This window comes from Olleya sp. YS, from assembly GCF_029760915.1.
In the GTDB taxonomy this organism is placed as follows: Bacteria; Bacteroidota; Bacteroidia; order Flavobacteriales; family Flavobacteriaceae; genus Olleya.
The window spans coordinates 1,182,295-1,201,131 of sequence record NZ_CP121685.1; the positions used below are offsets into that span (position 1 = coordinate 1,182,295).

Sequence of the window (18,837 nt, forward strand, 5' to 3'; positions counted from 1 at the left end):
ATAATCCAATTGTCTAATTATCTAATTCAATAAAGATGTTTAAAAAAATATTGATTGCCAATAGAGGAGAAATAGCACTTCGTGTTATTAGAACCTGTAAAGAAATGGGCATTAAAACTGTTGCAGTATACTCTACTGCAGATGCAGAAAGCTTGCACGTAAAGTTTGCAGACGAAGCCGTTTGTATTGGTCCACCAGCAAGTAGCGAGTCTTACTTAAAAATGTCTAATATTATTGCAGCAGCAGAAATCACTAACGCTGATGCTATCCATCCTGGATATGGATTTTTGTCTGAAAACGCTAAATTTTCTAAAATCTGTGAAGAACATCAAATAAAATTTATAGGTGCTTCTGAAGACATGATTGATAGAATGGGAGACAAAGCTAACGCCAAAGCGACGATGATTGCAGCAGGCGTACCAGTGGTTCCAGGAAGTGAAGGTGTCATTAAAGATTTTAAAGAGTGCCTTAAAGTAGCTAAAGAAACTGGTTACCCTGTCATGCTAAAAGCGTCTGCTGGAGGTGGTGGTAAAGGGATGCGTGCAGTTTGGAAAGAAGAAGATTTGCAAAACGCTTGGGAATCTGCTAGAACAGAATCTAAAGCAGCTTTTGGAAATGATGATATGTATATGGAAAAGCTTATTGAAGAGCCAAGACATATAGAAATACAAATTGTTGGTGACTCTTCAGGTAAAGCGTGTCATTTGTCAGAAAGAGATTGCTCTGTACAACGTCGCCATCAAAAATTAACCGAAGAAGTACCTTCTCCTTTTATGACAACTGCTCTACGTAAAAAAATGGGTGAAGCAGCAGTAAAAGCAGCAGAATATATCAAATATGAAGGTGCAGGAACCGTAGAGTTTTTAGTAGATAAGCACAGAAACTTCTACTTCATGGAAATGAATACACGTATTCAAGTAGAGCACCCAATTACAGAACAAGTTATAGATTTTGACTTAATCCGTGAGCAAATTTTAGTAGCAGCAGGTGTGCCAATTTCTGGAAAAAACTATACGCCTAATTTGCATTCTATAGAGTGTCGTATTAATGCAGAAGATCCGTTTAACGATTTTAGACCATCTCCTGGGAAAATTACAACACTACATGCTCCTGGAGGACATGGAGTCCGTTTAGACACGCATGTTTATGCTGGTTACAGCATTCCGCCAAATTACGATTCGATGATTGCTAAATTAATAACAACAGCGCAAACACGTGAAGAAGCAATCAATAAAATGAAACGCGCTTTAGACGAGTTTGTTATTGAAGGTATTAAAACAACTATTCCGTTTCACAGACAATTAATGGATCATCCAGATTATTTAGCAGGAAATTATACCACTAAGTTTATGGAAGATTTTGTAATCGAAAAACAAGTTGAAGAATAAAAGCAAAAACTCCGAAATTCATTTCGGAGTTTTTTTTGCTTGCCAAAAAGCTTCAGTATATTTGAATATAAATAAAGATTAAATGAAATTATCTAATTGCTTAAAAACCTGCATGTTGTTACTCTTTTTTGGATTGACATCTTGTTTTGAAATTATTGAAGAAATAGATTTAAAAAGTGATGGTACAGGTACCATGACGTTTACTTTAAACATGAGTAAAAGTAAAAGTAAACTAGCGTCTATTATGCTTTTAGATTCAATCAATGGATATAAAGTGCCTTCTAGAGAAGATATTCAGAAAAGTCTAAACCAAATGGTGTCTGAGTTAAAAAAAGCAGAAGGATTATCTAACATCAAGAAAACTGCAGATTATGATAATTTTGTGTTTTCTATTACATGCGATTTTAAATCCATAGAAAACATTAATAAATTAACTAATAAAGTAACAGGAGAACAAAAGCACAGCACAGGATTAAATGCCTATTTTTTTGATAAGAATAATGGAAATTTCAAAAGAAAATATACCTATTCTAGCGACGTTAAAAAGCAATATAATAAGCTAAAATCAGAAAACAAAAAAGTGTTTGATGATGCATCTTATACAGTAATATATAGATTTGATAAAGAAGTAGTATCTCAAAACAATAAACAAGCAAAAGTGTCTAAATCTAAAAAAGCGGTTATGCAACGTGTTAGCGCATTAGACATTATTAATGGTACTGGAAACTTTAGCACACAAATAACTTTACAAAAATAACCTCAAACTAATAAACCAATGAAACAATTATTATGCTTATTATTATGTATATCGTCATATACAATTGCCCAAAATACAGCTTCAAAAATCCCTAGTGATGCTTCAATTGTAGCAACTATTAAAGGTGAAAATGTATTGCAATTAATATCTATGGAAGAGCTAAACACCTCTTTTTTAGGATCAGAAATTTTAAATGAGCTATCTCGTGGTGGTGATAAATATTCGTCTTTAGAAGATTTTGGGTTTAATTTAAATGCATCTGCACATTATTTTATGCAAGTCAATGATAGTATTAATTATAACGCTTTTGTTATTCCGTTAAAAAATGTCAACCAATTTGAAAAACTTCTAACTGTATCAAGTAAGGTAGAAATAGTTAATCAAAACGGAATTAAGACAATTACAGATAAAAGTAACCCAGCAATTGTTTGGAATAACTCAACATTAGTTATGGTTATTGGAGAAACCAATTATGCTTATTTTGAAAGCAAAGATGTTTCAGAACGTTATGGATTGCAATCAGAAAATTATTATGGTTTTGAAGACGTAACAGTTGATATAGCAGACGCTGCTATTGAAGAAACAGATAACAGACCTCCACCACCACCTCCAGCATATGAAGACGAGGTAGAAGAAACAGTTATAGAATCTACTGAAGATTATGATTATGAAGAAAAGGAAGTAGAAGAAACCGTTATTGAATCTGCTGAAGATTACGATTATGAAGACGAAGAAATAGAAGAGACTGTTATAGAATCTACAGAAAGCTACGACGATGATAGCTATAACTACTATGACAATTATAATTCTAACTACACCATCAAAAGAGAACTTGCAGAGCAATGGTCACTATTAAAAGCAAAACAGATTTTGATGCTGCCAGAAGGTAATTCCATTTTAAAAAACAAATCATATTTAAAAAGTTTAGATAATAATGCAGAAGCAACACTTTGGGTGAAAGATTTTGGTGAGCTATACTCTAATTTTTTAGGTAATTCTTACTATAACAATATGCTAGGTATGGATTTAGCAGGAATGTATGCTAATAACGGATTGACCGCTAAGTTGTTTTTAGAAGATGATAAAATGATGCTAAACACGACGTATACAATGTCTGATGATATGGCAGAAAGCTATAAAAAAATGACCTCTAGAAAGCTTAATAAAAAGTTTTTAAAATACGTAAACGAAGATAGAATGATAGCTTACATGAGTTATTCAATGGATACAAAAGCGACGCTGGAAGAGTATCCAAAATTAATGAAATCTATATATGGAAGTATGCCATATTATGGAGAAGAAGCTAGCTTAGGAATTGACCTATTCTCATTATTACTGGATGAAGAAGCAGTAGCTAAAGTCCTAAAGGGTGATATGTTATTTTTATTATCTGGAATATCTCAACAAGAAGTAACTTATACTAGTTACGAGTATAATGATGATTATGAGTATGTTGAAGTTGAAAAAACTAAAACAGAAACCTTACCAGACTTTTTATTAATGGCATCTACAGAAGATCCAAGTATGTTAACAAAGCTAATTAACTATACCAGAAACAAGGAGATGGTGACATTTCAAAATGGCTATTACACTTTTAAAACACCGCAAAGTCCTTTAGCAGTTCATTTTATGATTAAAGATGGTATTGTGTTTTTAGGTACCTCTGACATGGAAATGAGAAAAATTGTTTCGGGTAATTTTAATTCAAAAGTATCTTCTACACATAAAAAAATGATGTTAAATAATAGCTATTCATTTTTTATAAGTGCTAAGCAATTAGCCTCACAATTACCTATTAAAGAAATGGGTATTGATAGATCAGGTAAATTAGAATGGTTTTTAAATACGTCTGAGGATGCATATATGAAAGCGTCTAAAATAAAAGGAAATACGTTAGAAACAGAACTTGTTGTAAACGTACCATCAACAGAAGAAAATGCATTAAAATATATGTTTAATGTTATTGAAACATTTGCAAAATAATTTTTAATGAAAATTAAAAAAATAGTAATAAGAGCAGCCATTATCATTAGTGTGCTGCTTTTGCTTTTTAAGGGTTTTTTGATGTATCGTAATTATGCATCCTATCAAGATGTAATACATGAAAACGCAAACAATATCATAAAAGTAAAAATTGATAAAACAATACAAACCGTTGCTTTTAATGCAATAGCAAACCCTTCATTTTACTTCAGAAAATCACCTAAAACGGATACCCTTGATACAGAAAAAAAAGCTGGTAAAGGATTCTCAATTCCAGCTAATCTATTTGTATATACCATTAAAAATAAACTTCCAACGACCTTTTTTACGTCATTTAAATTATCAGACTCCTCTAACTTTAAAAATCATTTAATTTCAGATTTTAAAGTTGACAACTTCAAAACTTCCAAAGGTTATACAATCGCTACAAATAACAACCAAAAAGTCCTTATTGCTTTTAATAATAAACAATGTGTAATGGCTTACAATCCAAGTAAAGAAAACATAAATGATGTGTTTACAGATTTACTAATAAATAATAAAACATTAAGCAAATCTGATGAAAAATGGACTAAGCTTAAAGATGCCAATTCACACATTAATTATGTGACAAAAAACAATAACTTATACTTAGATTTCAATTCTGGAGATATAACTATTAGTGGGAATTTAGAGTTACCAGTATTTTTAAACGTACCAAGAACATATACAGGAGCACGTTTTTCTAAAGAGGCGAGTGCAACATTAAATCTTAACTTGTTTTCAACTATAAAACATGTTTCATTTGATTATGAAGGTGCAGAAATAGAAGTAGATAGTTTAAACGAATATTACAAAGGACATGTAGCATTAGAAATAGTAAACACAACAACACAAACAGATTCTGTTATTTCTTATGAATATAATGATGATTTTGAAAAGATAGAAACTAAAACACTAGTCAAAAAAGAGGTGCCAGAAATTAATCTCCAATTAACTTCTAATGGATCAAAATTATATAACTATCTAGAAGGTATGTCAATAATACAGGATGGATTATTAAGTAAAAAACTGTTTCCATTATATCAATTTAAAGTAGATACAACATCAGCTAATCTTATAGCAAGTACTAATTTAAATAAAACGTTACATTTTGAAACAGTAAACAATAATTCTGTTTTAGATTTGAAAATTGATTTTAAAAAACTAGAACAACAAAACCACTTTCCTATGTTGAATAGTTATTTTAAAAAATTGTTATCCTTCCAAACTATAGGTACTTTTAACAAAGACGAAACCATAGAAATACAAGGAAAAGTTCAACTAAAAAATAAAGATATTAATGCATTAGCACAATTAATTATTGAAAACTTAAAATAAAATGCATTTAAGTTATTGGGAAATAAAATCATGGTTGACCAGCATAGATTATACTATTGTAGGTAGTGGAATTGTTGGGCTTAATTGCGCTTTACAATTAAAAAAACGTTTCCCAAATGCAAATATTTTAATCCTTGAAAAAGGCATTTTACCTCAAGGTGCAAGCACAAAAAATGCTGGGTTTGCCTGTTTTGGTAGTTTAAGCGAAATACTTAGTGATCTTAAATCTCATACGGAACAAGAGGTTTTAAATCTAGTGCAACAACGCATAAATGGACTTCAATTATTAAGGGACACTCTAGGCGACAAAACTATAGATTACCAACAATTAGGTGGTTATGAGTTGTTTGCTGAAAATGATAATTTATTTGAAAACTGTATTGAAAAACGAAGCGAAATCAACGCATTATTAAAGCCTATTTTCAACGCTGAGGTTTTTAGCCTAAAAGAGAATATGTTTGGTTTTCAGAACATAAAAAACCAGTACAGTTTTAATCAGTTTGAAGGACAAATAGATACAGGAAAGATGATGGAGGCTTTATTGCAAAAAGCGCTTTCAAAAGGTATTAAAATACTAAATAACGTTTCGGTCGACACAATTTCTGAAAACACAAATTCGGTTAAAGTTAAAACCAATCAGTTCGAGTTTTCGACTTCAAAAGTACTAATTGCTACAAATGGCTTTGCTTCGACTTTAAATATTAAAAAGGTTAAGCCAGCTAGAGCACAAGTCTTGATTACAAAACCAATAAGAAATTTACATATAAAAGGTACATTTCATTTGGAGGAAGGCTATTATTATTTTAGAAATATAGACAACAGAATTCTGTTTGGAGGAGGTCGCAACCTTGATTTTAAAGCTGAAGAAACTACAGACTTGTCGCAAACTGCTTTAATTCAAAATAAATTAGAGGAGATTTTAAAGACTACAATTTTACCAAATACACCTTTTAAAGTTGACCACAGATGGAGTGGAATAATGGGTGTTGGTAACCAGAAAAAACCAATAGTAAAACAACTAAGCAATAACGTATTTTGTGGTGTAAGATTAGGCGGAATGGGAGTTGCAATAGGTAGTTTAATTGGTCAAGAATTAGCAGATTTGTTGTAAATGAATATTAAAGAAAACTTATATAACCAATGCGTTGCGTTTACAAAAATGCGTCTAGATACCATAAATAAAACGATAACCGAGTTACAAAACGCTTTAACTTCCGAAACCAAAAGTAGCGCAGGAGATAAGCACGAAACTGGTCGCGCAATGGTACAATTAGAGCGCGAAAAAGCAGGTCAGCAATTAGCGCAAGTTCAGAAAGTAAATCAACTATTGGATCAAATAGATGTATCTAAAACCTCAAAAACTATAAGTTTAGGAAGTATTATTTTAACCTCTAAATCAAACTATTTTATTGCAATTAGTGCTAGCGAATTAACTGTTAACAATCAAAAATTCTACGCCATTTCTGTAAACACACCAATTGCACAATTACTTTTAGGTAAAATTGTTGGAGATGAGATTACGTTTAGAGATCAAAAATTTAAGATAACAGACGTTATCTAATTTCAATCTAAAAGATTTTAGAAGTATCTTTAGTAAAATTGAATTGCTAAAGAAAAATTGAATACAAATCCATCAAGTTTTGACGTTATAATTATTGGTGGTGGATTGGCTGGTTTATCCAGTGCAATTCACTTATCAAAAAGTAAGTTGCGCGTTTTGGTTATCGAAAAGAATGAGTATCCAAAACATAAAGTTTGTGGCGAATATATCTCTAACGAAGTATTACCTTATCTTGAATTTTTAGGAATTGATGTTTTTAAATTAGGTGCAAAAAAAATTAATAAATTTGAACTTTCGACACCAAAAAATAAGTTAATAAAAGCCAATTTACCTCTAGGTGGATTTGGGATTAGTCGTTTTCGTCTAGACTACGAATTATCTAAAAAAGCGATACAAAATCAAGCCACAATTAGTCAAGATACTGTTGAAGATATTCAGTTTTCAAACGACAGTTTTTCAGTTACAACAAAACAAGCAACTTACAACTCTAAAATAGTGATTGGTGCGTATGGTAAACGTGCAAATTTAGATGTAAAACTCAATAGAGATTTTATTAAAAATAAGTCGCCTTTTCTAGCTGTAAAAACACATTTAAAAGGTGATTTTCCAGACGATTTAGTCGCACTTCATAATTTTGAAGGTGGTTATTGCGGACTCTCAAAAGTTGAAAATGATAGTATAAACGTCTGTTATATTACAGACTTTGAAGCCTTTAAAAAGTATAAAGATATCAATGAGTTTCAGCAGAAAGTCGTCTTTAAAAATAAATCTTTAAAAACAATTTTTGAACACTCAAAACCAGTATTTGATGCGCCTTTAACTATTAGTCAAATTTCTTTTGAAACTAAAAACCCAATCGAAAATCACATGTTAATGTGTGGTGATACAGCAGGAATGATTCATCCTTTATGTGGTAACGGAATGAGTATGGCAATTAGAAGCGCACAAATGGCATCGTTACTTATTATTAAGTTTTTTAATGGCGAAATAAAAGAGAGACAAGCACTAGAAAAGCAGTATCTTAGGGAATGGAATAAGGAGTTTAAATCCCGTTTAAGAACAGGACACATTGTTGCTGATTTATTTAGTAGAAATGAATTAGCAGAAGTTTTAATTAGAATTATTAAGTCGTTTCCAAGTTTGATGCCACACATTATAAAACGTACGTACGGAAAAACAATGCAAGTTAAATGAGTCTTTTAGTTAGTACAAAATATAGAAGCGAAGAAGAAGAAATCATGGATGATTTGGATTATAATGGTCTAATACTTCATGATGCTTTAGATAAATTAGCAAAGATAAATCAATGGTTAGGCGGAAATAGTGTGACTATAAATGGCTTAAAAAAAGCACTTAAAAATCATACTAAATCAGAACCAATTACCATTATAGATTTAGGTTGTGGAGGAGGTGATATTTTAAGAGAAGTATCAACTTTTGGAAAGAAAAACAACTATAAATTTAATTTGATTGGGATTGATGCAAATCCGCATACGGTTAATTATGCAATACAATTATCGCAAAATTACGATAATATAGAATTTAAAGCTATTGATATTTTTTCAGAAGCATTTGATGCGTTAGAATATGATTTAATCTTAACCACTTTATTTCTTCATCATTTCAAGGAAAATGAATTGGTCACCTTTTTAAAACCTGTTTTAGAAAAAGCTAAATTAGGAATCGTTGTCAATGATTTACACAGACATAAATTAGCGTATTATCTGTTTAAATTATTGTGTACTACAATCAAGAATAAAACAATAGTAGAAGATGGATTAACTTCAGTTTTAAGAGGTTTTAAAAGGGAAGAATTAAAAGATATTTCAGAAAAAATAAATGCAAATTATCAAATCCAATGGAAGTGGGCTTTTCGTTTTCAGTGGATATTAAAAAAAATAAAAAGTAATTAGTGAAAATTAGTGCAATTTGTGTTTAAACTATGAGTGTAAAAATAACAGCAGTAGCCAAACAACTACCAAAATATACCAGAGAAACTAAAGATATTATTCCGTTCTTAGAGCTTTGGATGACTGGTCAAGAGGAACGTTTCCAGCGAAAAGTGATTAAGCTTTTTGAAAATGCAGGAGTCGATAGACGTTATTCTATTATGGATGCTGAAGAAGTATTTAATAAGACTTCTTTTGAAGAAAAAAACGATATTTATTCGCGCGAAGTCGTCAAATTAGCAGAACAATCTTTGATAAAAGCATTAGATAAAGCCAGCTTAAAACCAACAGATATAGATTACATTATAACGGTAAGTTGCACAGGCATTATGATTCCGTCAATGGATGCTTATTTGATAAACAATCTAAAAATGAAACAGGATATCGTAAGACTTCCTGTTACCGAAATGGGTTGCGCAGCAGGAGTTTCAGGCATTATTTATGCGAAGAATTTTTTAAAAGCAAACCCAAACAAACGAGCAGCAGTTATTGCGGTTGAGTCTCCAACCGCAACCTTTCAATTAGATGATTATTCAATGGTAAATATTGTAAGTGCTGCTATTTTTGGTGATGGAGCAGCAAGTGTGATTTTATCGTCTTATGAAGATGAAGAAGGACCAAAAATAATTGATGAAGCTATGTATCATTTTTATGATGCTGAAACGATGATGGGTTTTAAATTGGTGAATACAGGTTTGCAAATGATTTTAGACAAGGCAGTTCCAGAAACTATTTCAGAACATTTTCCTATGATTGTACACCCTTTTTTAGAACGAAATAATATTTCTATTGAAGACGTCGACCATCTTATTTTTCATCCAGGAGGAAAAAAAATAGTACAAACTGTTGAAGACTTATTTGGTTCATTGGGTAAGAATATTAATGATACAAAAGAAACATTAAGACTGTATGGAAACATGAGTAGCGCAACTGTATTGTATGTTTTAGAACGCTTTATGGATAAGCAATTACCAAAAGGAGACAGAGGTTTGATGCTAAGTTTTGGTCCAGGATTTTCAGCGCAACGTATACTTTTAGAATGGTGACAAAATTATTTTGTCATGCTGAACTTGTTTCAGCATCTCATAAACTAAATAGAAATGAATAAAGACTTTCAACATAAAAATTATTGGGCACTCATTTTGGGAGGCTCCAGCGGATTGGGTTTGGCTACAGCAAAAAAACTAGCCAAACATGGTATGAATATTTGTATCATTCATAGAAATTCTAGAGCTCAGGAGGAAGAAATAACTTCAGAATTTAATATAATTAGAGCAAAAGGTGTTCAGTTTAAATCTTATAATATGGATGCCTTTAAAGCTGAAAAGAGAGAGCAAATTATTTCAGAATTAAAAGATGTATTAGGTGCTGAAGGAATAATAAGAACACTCGTGCATAGTGTAGCCAAAGGGAATTTAAAACCCATGATTTCCGAAGAAAAACCAACCTTAAAAAACGACGATTTCAATTTAACAATTAACGCTATGGCGATTAGTCTATACGATTGGACAAAAGCTATTTTTGAATCGAAATTATTCGCGGAAGACGCAAGAATTATAAGTTTTACAAGTGAAGGAAACACCAAAGCGTGGCAAAATTACGCAGCAGTATCTGCAGCAAAAGTCACTTTAGAAGCCATAACAAGAAATATTGCTTTAGAGTTTGCGCCTTTCGGTATTAGAGCTAATTGCATACAAGCTGGCGTTACAGATACAGCATCTTTACGCATGATTCCGGGAAGTAATCAAATAAAAGCACATAGTTTAAAACGAAATCCTTTTAAGCGTTTAACATTACCAGACGATGTTGCAAATGCAGTTTATTTATTATCTAAAGACGAAGCAAGCTGGGTTAATGGTTGTGTAATTCCTGTAGATGGAGGAGAGCATATATCCTAAAATATAATAAGACCTGTCTGGTTTTTAAAACCTGACAGGTCTGAAACGAGAACATAATTGATTTAAAAACTTAAAATGAAACATTTTTTGAAAGCCATTTTAATATTATTTGTACTTACTTCTTGTGAAAAAGACCATTACAATGACACTATAGATTGGATGAATAGTCTTGAAAAAGATGAAAGTAAAGTGAGTGTAATTAAGAACCAACCATATTTTGTAAAAATAGATTGGGATAAACCTAAACTTGAAGAGGATGAAGAATGGTATTTGATAAAAGAAATAAAAGGGAATAGAGATATCTTAAATATGGAGCATTATCTAATATTTAAGAATAATAAATTTCAAACTATAACTTCTCATAAATGACTTCAGATCAAATCATATCATTATTACCATATCAACATCCATTTCTATTCGTGGACGAGTTAACTAGTATCTCAAAAGAAACTATAACAGGACATTACACCTTCAAAAAAGACGCCTATTTTTATGAAGGACATTTTAAAGATAACCCAATCACACCAGGTGTTATTTTAACCGAATGTATGGCACAAATTGGAGTTGTATGCTTGGGAATTTATATGTTGAAAGATGAAATATCAAAAGAAAATAAACCACAAATAGCATTAACTTCAAGTCAAGTCGATTTCTTTTTACCAGTGTTTCCAGGCGAAAAAGTGACTGTAGTTTCAGAAAAAGAAGTGTTTAGATTTAATAAATTAAAATGTAAAGTGAAGTTGTTTAATAAGAAAAATGAATTGGTGTGTAGAGGACAAATTTCTGGAATGATAAAAGCATGAAAAACAGGGTTGTCGTAACAGGTTTAGGAGTTGTATCACCAAATGGTGTTGGAATCGAAGCGTTCACCAAAGCCATAAAAAAAGGCGAATCCGGAATTACGTTTCACCAGCAATTAGAAGACTTAAATTTCTCGTGTTGTATAGGTGGTATTCCTCAAATTTCTGAAGAAAAAAAACTAGAGTATCTCACACCTTTGCAATTGAGAGGCTTTAATAGTTCAGGCATTTTATACGGTTGCATTGCTGGTATGGATGCCTGGAAAGATGCAGGATTCACAATAGACAACAACAGCGATTTAGACTTTGACAGCGGAACTGTTTTTGGAACAGGAACCTCTGGAGTAGAAAAATTTAGAGAAGCTATTTATAAGTTAGATGACAAACAAGTCAAACGGTTAGGAAGCACAGTTGTGGTACAAACTATGGCTAGTGGTATTAGTGCGTTTTTAGGTGGAATACTAGGTTTAGGTAATCAAGTCACTACAAATTCGTCAGCATGCACAACTGGAACCGAAGCGATTTTAATGGGTTACGAACGTATAAAAAAAGGACAAGTAAAACGTATGTTGGTTGGTAGTTGCAGTGACGATGGACCTTATATTTGGGGTGGATTTGATGCGATGCGAGTGATGACTTACAAGCACAACCAATCACCAAAAGACGGTTCAAGACCAATGAGTGCAACAGCATCTGGATTTGTACCTGGAGCTGGAGCAGGTGCTTTAGTTTTAGAGTCTTTAGAAAGCGCTTTAGAAAGAAACGCAAACATTTATGCTGAGGTTTTAGGCGGAAATATTAATTCTGGCGGACAACGCAATGGAGGTACAATGACTGCTCCAAACGCAGAAGCTGTCCAACGCTGTATTAAAGATGCGATTAAAAATTCTGGGATTTCTGCTGAAGAGATCGATACTATAAACGGACATTTAACAGCAACCTCTAAGGATAGTCTCGAGATTGAAAATTGGACAAAAGCATTAGATAGATACGGAAATAATTTTCCGTATATCAATTCTTTAAAATCTATGGTTGGTCATTGCTTAGCAGCTGCTGGAAGTATAGAGAGTGTCGCAACTGTATTGCAGTTAAAAGAGCAGTTTGTGTTTCCTAATATAAATTGTGATGATGTACATCCAGAGATTTCAGCATTAATTTCCGAAGAAAGAATAGTAAAACAAGCTTTAAAAACTGAAATAAATATTGCTGCAAAAGCAAGCTTTGGTTTTGGTGATGTTAACGGTTGTGTTACCTTTAAGAAGTATTAATAATTTAGATAAATTAGGTCTCCTCGAGCACAGTCGAGAGGTTTTAATTCTCGACTGAGCTCGAACAGACAACATTAAAAAAATATGACAAAAGATCAATTAATTGCTAAACTCAAAACCATCGTACAGCCTTATATTCAAGATGAGGATGCCTTTAATAATCTATCTGAAGAGACCGATTTTATAAACGATTTAAAAATAAATTCTGCGAATCTAGTCGATGTGATTTTAGATGTGGAAGACGAATTTGATATTAGAATAGAAAACGATGATATGGAAAAAATGACGTCTGTAAAAGCAGCAATGAATATTGTAAATGAAAAATTAGCTGCAAAATGATAGGCAATGATATTGTCGATTTAAAACAAGCTGCCAAAGACTCTAATTGGCAAAGACCACGTTTTTTTGATAAAGTATTCACGGAAAAAGAACAAGAATACATTAGTACCTCAAGTAACCAACACCAAATGGTTTGGTTACTTTGGAGTATGAAAGAAGCTGCTTATAAAGTCAATGTGCAACAATTAGGGAAACGCTTTTTTAATCCAAAACGAATGGAGTGTGAACTTATTTCTTTAAAAAAAGGAATCGTTTCGATTGATAATGAAATCTATTTTACAACTTCTAAGATTACTGAGGAATATGTTTATACGGTTGCAAAATTGGATGAGAATATAGAAGTAAATAGTTCGATTTTTAGAACCGAAAACACCTCGTATAAAATTACAAGTGATACGCTAAAACAATCTTTATTAAAATCGATTTCTGAAACTAAAGGATTAGCAATTCAAACTTTACAGATTAAAAAGACTGAAGTTGGAGTTCCGCAGATTTTTAATAATTCTAAGCAACTACTAATCGCCTTGTCTTTAACACATTACGGACGATTTTCTGGGTTTGCTTATTAATTATTTACTATGAATTATTGTAGCTTCGGAAATGTGCTGCTCAATAATATACGCTCCAAGATTTAACCATCGGTCAGCTCGATCTAAAACCCAAGCATCAGAGCTAACGACTATGTGTTCGCTTTCTGCTAAAACCTTATCAGGATTATTTTCTAAGATAACCTCCCAGTTAAAATGATGTTCTTCTGCAATTTCTCTGAGCATGGTTTTAAGTTTACCACTATTAGAAACCGGTTTGTCAAATATCCAAATCACATCATGATTTTTAAGAAGATTACCAACCAATAATAAAGCATTTTCTGTTTGTTGCACACGTTTATATGTGCCATGAACTCCAGATAAATCTCTATAACAATTATCCAAACCTTTAAAAACATAAGCTCCAGACAAAGCACTTTCTAAAATAATAAGAAGGTTAAATCCATCAATGATTATGGTTTGAGTATCTAAATTATCAAAAGAAATTTCATGATATTGTCGTCGTTCAATTTGTTGTTGTGACGCACTCATGCCTCTAACTGCTTGTTGCTGTCTTACGGTGAGACGATGCTTATTCCCAACGAGTTGTAAAGACGATTTTTCGGCATAACCACGAGTGAGCAAATAGTGCATATCAACTATGGCTTCTATTAGTTTCTGCTGAATAGTCTCTGAACCAAAAAGCGTGTCGTCGTTACTGTTTTTTCCTCTGTTTCTTTGGTTGGGCATTTATTTAATATTATAAAAATTATTTCTTATGTTATAAACCAGATTGTTTATCATATCTAAATCAGGTCTATCGATTAATAGAGATTTATCATAAATAGTATTTAGTTCTTCTTTCATTATTTCTGCTTTAGACACTAAATCATCATATTCAAACTCAGCATTCTTAATTGATAACAGATAATCTCTGTCTGTTCTACGAACATTTATTTCATTATTTAGACCAATTTCTTTTGCCATATGGAGCAACCTAAATGTATGCATCATGTTTTTGGCGTCATAATTTTTACTATGTGAGATGTTACTTTTGTAACGTTCTTCATTTCTTTTCTCAACCCAATCCCAATATTCTTTATATTTTTTACAATAGGTTGAATAGCCATCTACGTTAAAATATAAAACCGCTATTGGTGTTTCTGATTTTGGTACAGAACTTAAGCAAACTTCGTTTGCGTTTTCTCTGGCAATTCCATTGTAATTCATGTTTTCGTTGTAAAATAGGTTGTAACAATCTTTCATGTGAGATAGCTTCACTAAACCACAAGATTTTAAATTAAAATTGTTTTTATTAATAAAATCTTTAAGTAAAATAGATTGCTTATGATCTCTGACATAACAAAAATCCTCAACAGACTTTCTTTCTTTTTCAACTGGATTTACAATTTTTTTGTTTAAACCTCTTGCTTTTTTAATTTGTGTAAACGCATAATTTGCAAATGTATTTTTACATAATTTTGATAGGAAATCTTCCTTTTTAATATGGTCAAATGCTGGATGCTTATAAAGAATACATTCCTCAGGCACATTTAATAACTCCATTATATTTGGATTGTTTTTAGAGAGTAATTCTACAAACTTATTTAATTCGTAATAAGCGATATCATTAGTTTCGTTATTAATTTGACCAATATAATTTAAAGAGTAAAACTGCTCTTTAGGCAATATAAATACACCTCTAATATCAGTATCTGAAGTGGCAGTGTCTAAGCCATAAGCTTTACTGCCACTAATACTTTCAAAAATTATTGAACCTGATTTTTTTAGATCTTCAATTGTCATTCTACTATTTTTAAGAAGAATGCATTGAATTCTTCAGGATTAGGTTTTTTGTTTATTAGATCGTTTCTTATACTGTTATTTTCTGCAACAATATCTCTTACCAACTTGATTAAAGAGTCGTTTACTGGCTCAGTACTTTTTTCGATATGTTTGCTTTTTAAATGGATTAAATCATTTAAAATTGCGTGGTATTTCTCATTAATTATTGGATATAACCTTGTAAATAATACTGGAGGAATTGTTCCGTTTTTATAAATCCAATTAGCACATAAAGCTGTTCTAATAGCATAGAAAAAACTTTTAAGAGTCATTTCATCCGTATTTAAAGTTTCTTCAAAACCTTTACTCATACTATGATAATGATAAAAACCAGCAACTGGATTAAAGTTGTTATTTGCAATAGTTTTTATGTCTTTTAAAAAACTATCATCAGCTCTATAAACTATAGGAGAAAATAACCAACCTAAAAATGAAGCATTAGATTTAGCTAACAGTTTTAGTGCTTTTTTGAATTCCCAACCAGAACCATCTAAATCGTCTTCAGTCATAAACTCGATAGTGTCTTTTTGTTCCCAAAGATTTAAATACCAATCTTTTTTATGTTTGTAAACAAATCTAATATCGTAATCTGAATCTGGTGACTCAAAACCCCAAGCTCTACTCCCAGATTCTACCGCAAATAGTATTTCTATATTGTTTTCTTTCTCTATTTCAGAAAGTTTTTCTAGTATTTTTGTTTTCATCGTCTTTTGTTTTTTAAACACCAATCAAGGATTTTAGCTATATTATTAGCATCATCAACTCCTCTGTGGTGAGTTCCTTCCAACGGGATTTCCAAGATACCTAAAGCACCTTTCATTCCTACTTTTTTATGCAAACCTTTCACTTCTGTAAATAGCGTTTTTACGTTAATATGGTTTTGAGATAAAGGATAATCCAAATCTCTAATTCTACATTGGTTTTTCATCATATTTAAATCGTAAGCGCCATAACTTGCCCAAGTGTAATGATGTGCATTATAATCTTCTCGTAATTTAGTACATGCATCCTCAAAAGAGACACCTTCAATATCTAACAACTCTTGAGTTATTGTTGTCAATTCTGTACAAAACATACTTACTTCAGAACGTATAGGTTTTATTAATATACCATCATTTTTTGTAATGTTTCCAGTTGTTGTGTCTAATACACAAATACCAATTTCTATGATTTCGTTAACTTGACCATGTGGAATTTTACCATTCCAACAGGTTGCTTCTAAATCAATTATGATTATGTTATTGTTGTAATTCATTGTTTTTAATTTTTAAAAGCAGACTAACCTAAGTCAGTCCACTTTTCACCTATTTTGGTATTTGTTTTAAAAGAGCCAACTAATAATTGTAATAGCTCCTACAAGTATTGAAATCAATATAAAAATAATAATTCCACCAAATACATATCCGGATAATTTATCCTTCCAAGTTTTCCTATACTCTTTATCTGGCTCTATATCTGCTTTTAGTTTTTGAAGCAATTCAACATATGAGAAATTAAATTCTGAATGCTCAGAAAACCAATCACTTGATAATGAATAGAATTGTTTTTCACCACTAACATATTCTTCAGTAGAAGCTGCTAAATTTGCTTCTAAAAGCTCTGTTGCAAAGCGGATCAATCCTTCTTTATTTGCTTTTATAAAGGATTCATCTTGTCCTCCACCATATTGAAAAAAGCCAAAATAAGCTTCATTTTCATTGACATAAGATTTTAATCTATCTACTATGTTTTTTAATTCTTGAGTATTCATCTTTTATTTCGTTGTCTTTTCTTATCTCTTTTAATTCTCCAAGGCGCATTCTTTTGCCAATCACCAGCCATAATACAACCATAAGGCATAACCTCGTCAATGACTTTACCTAAACCATATTCTTCCATTTGGTTTCTAACAGTTTGTGCATTTTTATAAGCACTTGGCAACTCGGTAATGTCAATTTCCTTTGAGAAAAAACGCGCGTCAATACCCTTAGTTTCTTCCTTAAAGATTTGCATGATCGTTCCTGTTTTGCTTTTTCTGTGTTGGGTTCTACTTACGTTTCTTCCAGCTCCATGTGGCGCAAAACCTAAATTGGTGCTTGTGGTATTACCTTCTACAATTAAAACCGGTTCGCTCATGTTTAAAGGAATCAATCTTGGACCTGTAATATCTGGCATAAACTTAGCGTCTAATGGTGTTGCACCTTTTGCATGGTAAAATAAATCACCATCTTTAAAGACGAAGTTATGCTCGTTCCAGTACCTGTTCTCTATATCAATCTCTAAACTTTGAGCTACTGCATCGTGTAATACTTCATGGTTTTTCTTAGTCCAATCCCTTATAATTTGCAAGGCATCCCAATACGATTGCCCTTCTTCAGTATCATAAGGAATCCAAGCGTTTTGCTTTTTAGTTTCTGGCGATAAATCTTTTCTAAAACGCTCAGCCACTTTCATCCCTTTGTCATACAATCTGGCTCCTGGACCTCTAGAGCCATGATGCGTTACCATCATTGTATGTCCTGTCTTTTTAGAAGTACCAACAAATAAGAAATGGTTACCATCACCTTGCGTTCCTAAATGGGTTCTTGCAATCTGAATCATTTGCTTGTCTTTTAAGAAAAAGTTAGACTCAAAAGCGTTTAATAATTCCTTCGGAAATCTAAACTGTATATTTCTATCGCGTCCACCAGGACCAAAATGAGTACTAGCATGTGCGGCATCTAAAATGGCTTTTGGGTCTGCTTTACCAAAATCGGTTAACATAACTGAACAACAAATATCTGCACTGTGCATTCCTGGGTGAATCGCGTTTTTTGCAACTGCAACACCACCAACAGGAATAGTTCCGTCAGGACCTGCAGGACAAGCATCTGGCATAATGGCTCCATCAACTAATGTTGGTGTTTTCATTAAGGTTTGCATCGAGTTAATCACTTTAGCAACGTTATCTTCTTCTTCTTCATTTTCTGCTTTAATATTGATAGAAAAATCAACTGGTTTTGCATGTAATGCTATAGGATCTGGCGATTTAAATTGCTTTAAATATGAGTTCAAATCCTCATCTTCTAATTGATTTTCGTTAATATGTGCGATGGCTTCTTTCATCCATTTTCCTTGTCTAAAACCTAATTCTAATAAATGGTTTCCTGTTATTTTTGTGTTCATTTTTATTTTTTTTAATGAG

The 18,837-nt window shown here is 31.9% G+C and carries 21 protein-coding genes; 15 read left to right on the forward strand and 6 right to left on the reverse strand.

All coding sequences use genetic code 11. From position 1 onward, the window contains the following. Positions 1-35 precede the first annotated feature (35 nt). The 15 genes from accC to Ollyesu_RS05545 all read left to right on the forward strand — a co-directional run bounded on the left by accC (position 36) and on the right by Ollyesu_RS05545 (position 13,871). A complete protein-coding gene (gene accC / locus Ollyesu_RS05475; protein ID WP_279302790.1) occupies positions 36-1,388 on the forward strand; it encodes an acetyl-CoA carboxylase biotin carboxylase subunit in 1,353 nt (450 codons plus the stop codon). Between the two features lie 82 nt (positions 1,389-1,470). After that, positions 1,471-2,145: a hypothetical protein gene (locus Ollyesu_RS05480; protein ID WP_279302791.1), complete on the forward strand. Its 675-nt coding sequence runs from the start codon at positions 1,471-1,473 to the stop codon at positions 2,143-2,145. Between the two features lie 18 nt (positions 2,146-2,163). Beyond that, positions 2,164-4,128 carry a hypothetical protein gene (locus tag Ollyesu_RS05485; protein WP_279302792.1) on the forward strand — a complete coding sequence of 655 codons (1,965 nt, stop codon included), beginning with the start codon at positions 2,164-2,166 and terminating at the stop codon, positions 4,126-4,128. Positions 4,129-4,134: 6 nt separating this feature from the next. Then, the gene (locus tag Ollyesu_RS05490) at positions 4,135-5,487 is read left to right on the forward strand and encodes a hypothetical protein (protein ID WP_279302793.1); all 1,353 of its coding nucleotides are present in this window, start codon (positions 4,135-4,137) and stop codon (positions 5,485-5,487) included. Between the two features lies 1 nt (position 5,488). After that, positions 5,489-6,598, forward strand: coding sequence for an FAD-dependent oxidoreductase (locus Ollyesu_RS05495; protein ID WP_279302794.1), 1,110 nt, complete (start codon positions 5,489-5,491; stop codon positions 6,596-6,598). Then, on the forward strand, positions 6,599-7,048 hold the full coding sequence (locus Ollyesu_RS05500; protein WP_279302795.1) for a 3-oxoacyl-ACP synthase: 450 nt from the start codon (positions 6,599-6,601) through the stop codon (positions 7,046-7,048). A gap of 57 nt (positions 7,049-7,105) precedes the next feature. After that, the gene (locus Ollyesu_RS05505) at positions 7,106-8,242 is read left to right on the forward strand and encodes an NAD(P)/FAD-dependent oxidoreductase (protein WP_279302796.1); all 1,137 of its coding nucleotides are present in this window, start codon (positions 7,106-7,108) and stop codon (positions 8,240-8,242) included. Continuing rightward, positions 8,239-8,961 (forward strand): methyltransferase domain-containing protein, encoded by a 723-nt coding sequence (locus tag Ollyesu_RS05510; protein ID WP_279302797.1) that lies wholly within the window; start codon positions 8,239-8,241, stop codon positions 8,959-8,961. The genes Ollyesu_RS05505 and Ollyesu_RS05510 overlap by 4 nt, the downstream gene beginning before the upstream one ends. Before the next feature lie 29 nt (positions 8,962-8,990). Then, positions 8,991-10,043: a type III polyketide synthase gene (locus tag Ollyesu_RS05515; RefSeq protein ID WP_279302798.1), complete on the forward strand. Its 1,053-nt coding sequence runs from the start codon at positions 8,991-8,993 to the stop codon at positions 10,041-10,043. 54 nt (positions 10,044-10,097) lie between these two features. Continuing rightward, on the forward strand, positions 10,098-10,895 hold the full coding sequence (locus Ollyesu_RS05520) for an SDR family oxidoreductase (RefSeq protein WP_279302799.1): 798 nt from the start codon (positions 10,098-10,100) through the stop codon (positions 10,893-10,895). A gap of 75 nt (positions 10,896-10,970) precedes the next feature. Then, on the forward strand, positions 10,971-11,264 hold the full coding sequence (locus Ollyesu_RS05525) for a hypothetical protein (RefSeq protein ID WP_279302800.1): 294 nt from the start codon (positions 10,971-10,973) through the stop codon (positions 11,262-11,264). Next, the gene (locus tag Ollyesu_RS05530; RefSeq protein WP_279302801.1) at positions 11,261-11,698 is read left to right on the forward strand and encodes a hydroxymyristoyl-ACP dehydratase; all 438 of its coding nucleotides are present in this window, start codon (positions 11,261-11,263) and stop codon (positions 11,696-11,698) included. The genes Ollyesu_RS05525 and Ollyesu_RS05530 overlap by 4 nt, the downstream gene beginning before the upstream one ends. Next, positions 11,695-12,963 (forward strand): beta-ketoacyl-[acyl-carrier-protein] synthase family protein, encoded by a 1,269-nt coding sequence (locus Ollyesu_RS05535; protein ID WP_279302802.1) that lies wholly within the window; start codon positions 11,695-11,697, stop codon positions 12,961-12,963. The genes Ollyesu_RS05530 and Ollyesu_RS05535 overlap by 4 nt, the downstream gene beginning before the upstream one ends. Positions 12,964-13,047: 84 nt before the next feature. Continuing rightward, positions 13,048-13,302 (forward strand): phosphopantetheine-binding protein, encoded by a 255-nt coding sequence (locus tag Ollyesu_RS05540; protein WP_279302803.1) that lies wholly within the window; start codon positions 13,048-13,050, stop codon positions 13,300-13,302. Continuing rightward, positions 13,299-13,871: a 4'-phosphopantetheinyl transferase superfamily protein gene (locus tag Ollyesu_RS05545; protein ID WP_279302804.1), complete on the forward strand. Its 573-nt coding sequence runs from the start codon at positions 13,299-13,301 to the stop codon at positions 13,869-13,871. Before Ollyesu_RS05540 ends, Ollyesu_RS05545 begins: the two co-directional genes overlap by 4 nt. Here the strand turns inward: Ollyesu_RS05545 and Ollyesu_RS05550 are convergent, their stop codons facing one another. The 6 genes from Ollyesu_RS05550 to Ollyesu_RS05575 form a co-directional block, all read right to left on the reverse strand. Then, positions 13,872-14,579 (reverse strand): DUF434 domain-containing protein, encoded by a 708-nt coding sequence (locus Ollyesu_RS05550; protein WP_279302805.1) that lies wholly within the window; start codon positions 14,577-14,579, stop codon positions 13,872-13,874. After that, positions 14,580-15,635: a nucleotidyltransferase domain-containing protein gene (locus Ollyesu_RS05555; protein WP_279302806.1), complete on the reverse strand. Its 1,056-nt coding sequence runs from the start codon at positions 15,633-15,635 to the stop codon at positions 14,580-14,582. Continuing rightward, a complete protein-coding gene (locus tag Ollyesu_RS05560; protein ID WP_279302807.1) occupies positions 15,632-16,378 on the reverse strand; it encodes a nucleotidyltransferase domain-containing protein in 747 nt (248 codons plus the stop codon). Before Ollyesu_RS05560 ends, Ollyesu_RS05555 begins: the two co-directional genes overlap by 4 nt. Then, entirely contained in the window at positions 16,375-16,929 is a 555-nt protein-coding gene (locus Ollyesu_RS05565; protein WP_279302808.1) for an exonuclease domain-containing protein, read from the reverse strand. The genes Ollyesu_RS05560 and Ollyesu_RS05565 overlap by 4 nt, the downstream gene beginning before the upstream one ends. 66 nt (positions 16,930-16,995) lie before the next feature. Continuing rightward, positions 16,996-17,424, reverse strand: coding sequence for a hypothetical protein (locus Ollyesu_RS05570; RefSeq protein WP_279302809.1), 429 nt, complete (start codon positions 17,422-17,424; stop codon positions 16,996-16,998). Further along, positions 17,421-18,818 carry an RtcB family protein gene (locus Ollyesu_RS05575; RefSeq protein WP_279302810.1) on the reverse strand — a complete coding sequence of 466 codons (1,398 nt, stop codon included), beginning with the start codon at positions 18,816-18,818 and terminating at the stop codon, positions 17,421-17,423. Before Ollyesu_RS05575 ends, Ollyesu_RS05570 begins: the two co-directional genes overlap by 4 nt. Positions 18,819-18,837 lie beyond the last annotated feature (19 nt).